The following is a 4,193-nucleotide window of genomic DNA, read 5'->3' on the forward strand; positions in this document are numbered from 1 at the left end:
ATAACGAAGATCGAGATCGATGACCTCCGTTTCGAAATCCGAGAAATTGGGCGTGGCGTCGACGCGCAAATTCCAGCTCGGATAGGCCTTGCTGAACTCGGCCAACCGAGGCGCCAGCCATTTCTCACCGAAGGAAGGACTGACGCGCAGGCTGAGCTGAAAGCTTTCGCGCTGCCGCACAATGGCATTACGCACCTCGCGTATGGATTCGAAAGCCTGGGTGGTGGTCTGGAAGAGCCGCTCACCGTCGATCGTGAGCGAGAGATGGCGCTTTTCGCGCTGAAAAAGCCGGACCCCGAGTTGGTGTTCGAGCAGCCGCAGCTGCTGGCTGACCGCCGAAGGTGTCACCTGCAATTCCTGCGCGGCCTTTGCCACGCCGCCGAGCCGCGCGACCGCCTCGAAATGCGTCATCGAATTGAACTTGATGTCTGACATCGTGCTCGTCAGTTAAGCTCAGCTACACAGAATGTTAAGAAACGAGAATTGAGCCGAATGTCAATCGGTCGCATCCTCCTGTGGTCTCGGGAGGAGATACAGAATGGAACCGGGTGCAGTCCAAAGGTTGGGTAGTGCCGGCAATGTGCAGGTAGTCGGACAGCCGTTGACCCGGAAGCCCCTGATCGAGGCTTCCAATGTCGAGAAGAACTACGGCGCAACACGGGTCCTTCGGGGCGTGAGTTTTCAGGTCCGGCCTGGCGAAATCCACGCGCTCCTGGGCGGCAACGGCGCCGGCAAAAGCACCCTGATCCGCATCATCACCGGGCTGATCTCACGCGATGCCGGCGATATTAGCTTCGCCTCGTCGAAGGCCGACCACACCAGCCCGATCATCGCGGTGGTGCATCAGGAGCTGGCGCTATTGCCCGAGCTGTCGGTCGCGGAAAACATCGGCATTGTGCATGCGAGGTCGGGCTGGTCGCAGATCAGCCGTCGCCGCATGCGCGAAACCGCGCTCGGAGCGCTCCGGCTGATTGACCCAGCGATCGGCGAAGCGATCATCGAGCTGCCGGCACGCAAATTGTCCCTCCACGAAGGCCAGATCGTCGAGATCGCTCGTGCCCTTTCCACCGGAGCCGAAGTGCTGCTTCTCGACGAGCCCACGGCCAATCTCACTGCCGGCGAGACTGTCAAACTCTTCTCGGTGCTGAAGCGGTTGGTGCACGAGGAAGGCATCGGCATCGTCTTTGTTTCTCACCGTATGCGGGAAATCCGCGCGCTCTGCGATGTCTGCACGATCTTGCGCGATGGCGTCACGATCGCGAATGCCACGCCGCTTGCATCGCTCAGCGACGCCGAAATCGTCCAGCAGATGGGCCAACACGCGCAGCGTCCGGCAAGGCACCGCAACCCGCAAAAACACCTCCGACAGGGCATACCAGTCGAACTCCTCGGCCTCGGCGACGTCAGGATAGCGATTTCGTCCGGCACCATCCTGGGACTGGCCGGCGCGCCCGCAGGCCCGACCGGCCTCATTGCTCCCCTGGTGGGCGCCGGACCCGGGGCTGGCTGGCGCCTTTCCGGCGAGGGTTTTGCGGACCGCTTCTCGTCTCCAGCGGCAGCGGCGCGGGCCGGTATCGGCTTTGTTTCGGGCGACCGCGCAACCAAGGGGATCCTTTCGCAGCTGCCCATCGTCGATAACGTGCTTGCAGCACGCAGGGTTCGCGAAAGACGGCGGATCGTGGCCGCAGCCGAGCGGCAGGAATGTCACGATCTCGTTTCAGCGCTGAAGTTGAAAGCCAGCTCGATCTGGGACCTGCCGGCCTCGTTGTCCGGCGGCAACCAGCAGAAGCTTCTCGTCGCACGCTGGCTTGGGCTGCCGCTCCGGATGGTGGTGCTGGAAGAGCCGACGCGTGGCGTCGACATCGGCACCAAGCATGACATTTACGGTTTGATCCGGGAGATGGCCGACGCTGGCGCGATCATCATCTGGTGGTCGACCGAGAACGTCGAACTGCTCGAGCTTTGCGACGCCATTTTCGCCTTTGACACCGATGGGCAGCCGAAGGGATTCCTGCCTGAAGAGCACTACACCGAAGACGGGCTCGCCGAACTGACGGGGATGGCGGCATGACCGACGCGAGCAACGGCACCACGACCACCGACAAACTCCGGACCACCAACTCGCGCGTCCCAGCAGTTCTTTTGTCCTACCGAACGGAAGGCGCGATTGCCGCCGCAATCGTCGTCCTGCTGCTGGCCGTCGGCATGTTCGTGCCCGCTGCACTCAGCATGGGCAATTTGCAAAACATCATCCAGGCCGCCGCGCCCCTCATCATCATGTCACTCGGTGTTTTGCTGGTCGTGGTCACCGGCGGCATCGATCTTTCGGTCGGTTCAGTCTTTTCCTTGACCGGTATGGTGACCGCGCTGGCGATGGCCAGTGGCGCCGACGGACTGACCGCCAGTGCTGCCGGCCTGGCCGTCGGCCTTGTCTTCGGCTCGATCAATGGTCTTCTGGTCACGGTCGTTGGGCTCGCGCCTTTCGTCGTCACGCTCATTACCTACGCGGTGGCGGGCAGTCTGGCCTTCATCGTCACGAATGGTCGTTCGATGCCGATCGGCGCGCCGGATTTCTGGCTCCTGAATTCGGGCGAGATTATCCCGGGCGTCCCCAACCATCTTCTGTTCTGCATCATATTGATGATCGCGCTGGAATACGTCCTGCGCAAGGTCGTGCTCGGACGCTGGTTCTTTGCCGTCGGCTCGTCGGCAATTGCTGCCCGGCTGCTCGGCATTCCGGTTCTGCGCACCAAGTTTGCTGCCTATGTCGCTTCGGGCCTGCTCGCCTCTTTCGCCGGGCTGTTGACCGTAAGCTACATCCTTAACGCCGAAGCCACTGCCGGCGCCAGCCTGATGCTGCAGGCAATCGCCGCCGTCGTCATTGGAGGGGCCAGCCTAATTGGCGGAACTGGGAGCGCGATCGGCGCCATCCTGGGCGCTCTGATGATCACCTGCATCCAGAACGGCGTGAACCTCATTGGCGTGAACAGCTTCTGGCAAGGCTCCGTCACCGGCGCCGCAATCCTGCTCGCGGTTCTGATCGACCGCTTCAGCAACAAGAATCGCATCTAGATCATCAACGGGAGGAACCAAGATGAAAATAAAGACAATCCTGCTTGCAGCATTGGCGGCGGCGGCCGCCTTGTCCAGCGCATCATACGCGGAAGACAAGAAGGCCGTCGCTTATATCGCCCCATCGCTGGACATCTCCTACTGGCAATGGGTCGGCTACGGCGTCAAGGAGAAGGCCAACGAACTCGGCATGGATTATGTCGAGTACACCTCAGAAAACTCACCCGCCAAGCAGATGGACAATGCTCGGATCGCCGTGACCAAAGGCGTCGCGGCCATCGTGATCGGCCCCGTCAGCTCGACCTCGACACCGCCGCTGCTCGACTATCTGGCGAAGCAGAAAGTGCCGATCGCCTTCGCCGGCATCGGGCCGCAGCCGGGCCTCACCAACTATACGTCCTCGGTCACCGCGAACAACTATGAGACCGGCAAGGCGCAGGGGAAATTCACCTGCGAGCTCGCCAAGGAGCGTGGCGGCAAGAAGGTTGGCATGCTGTCGCTGCCGCAGGACCGGGAGAATGCACAGAAATACCTAAAGGGCGCCAAGGAGGCGTTTGCCGCCAACGGCTGCGACCTCGTCCAGATGCTGGAAACGCGCGGTCTAACAATCAACGAGGCCGTCACCCAGGCAAACGACCTTTTGACCGCGAATCCCGACATCAAGGCCATCTACGGCATGTATGACGAAGCCGGCACCGGCGCCGCCAAGGTGGTCGAGACCCGGGGCCTCACCGGCAAGATCGGCATCACCGTAGCCGACGGCTCGCCGACCACGATCGCGCTGCTCAAGAAAGGAGCGCTCCAGGGCATCTTCTTCCAGGAGGCAGTGGGCCAAGGCATCGACGGAACCCAACAGGTCTACAACGCACTGACGGGCGCGCCGGTGACCCAGGATCTGGCCTTGGTCATGCCTCTTGTTACGGCCGACAAGGTTGACAGTCCCGAGGCCAAGAAGGTCATCGCCCGCGTCTTTCCCCCCAGCAACTGACCGCCACCCAATGGACCCGCCGGCGTGGCCGGCGGGTCCAGACCGCAAGCAACGAAAACCCACCGTGGCCGCGCAGCCCTTCATCCATACCCACCATAATTTGTGGGATCTTGTGGCCAATTAATTTACCTGT

4 protein-coding genes are annotated in these 4,193 nt (G+C 61.8%); 3 read left to right on the plus strand and 1 reads right to left on the minus strand.

Going from position 1 to position 4,193, the window contains the following annotated elements:
• Positions 1 to 435, minus strand: a 435-nt coding sequence (locus NKH83_RS31315; RefSeq protein WP_352809006.1) for a LysR family transcriptional regulator, incomplete at its 3' end; no start/stop codon positions are given.
• 166 nt (positions 436 to 601) lie between these two features.
• Between NKH83_RS31315 and NKH83_RS31320 the strand changes: the two genes are divergently transcribed.
• Genes NKH83_RS31320 through NKH83_RS31330 form a run of 3 tightly spaced genes read left to right on the plus strand, consistent with a single transcriptional unit; the run spans position 602 to position 4,060 of the window.
• Positions 602 to 2,071: an ATP-binding cassette domain-containing protein gene (locus tag NKH83_RS31320; protein WP_352809008.1), complete on the plus strand. Its 1,470-nt coding sequence runs from the start codon at positions 602 to 604 to the stop codon at positions 2,069 to 2,071.
• Positions 2,068 to 3,072 (plus strand): ABC transporter permease, encoded by a 1,005-nt coding sequence (locus NKH83_RS31325; protein WP_352809010.1) that lies wholly within the window; start codon positions 2,068 to 2,070, stop codon positions 3,070 to 3,072. Before NKH83_RS31320 ends, NKH83_RS31325 begins: the two co-directional genes overlap by 4 nt.
• A gap of 22 nt (positions 3,073 to 3,094) precedes the next feature.
• Positions 3,095 to 4,060 (plus strand): substrate-binding domain-containing protein, encoded by a 966-nt coding sequence (locus NKH83_RS31330; protein WP_352809012.1) that lies wholly within the window; start codon positions 3,095 to 3,097, stop codon positions 4,058 to 4,060.
• Positions 4,061 to 4,193: the final 133 nt, after the last annotated feature.

The sequence above is a fragment of the Mesorhizobium sp. M0909 genome (assembly GCF_040319515.1).
Taxonomy (GTDB): Bacteria; Pseudomonadota; Alphaproteobacteria; order Rhizobiales; family Rhizobiaceae; genus Mesorhizobium.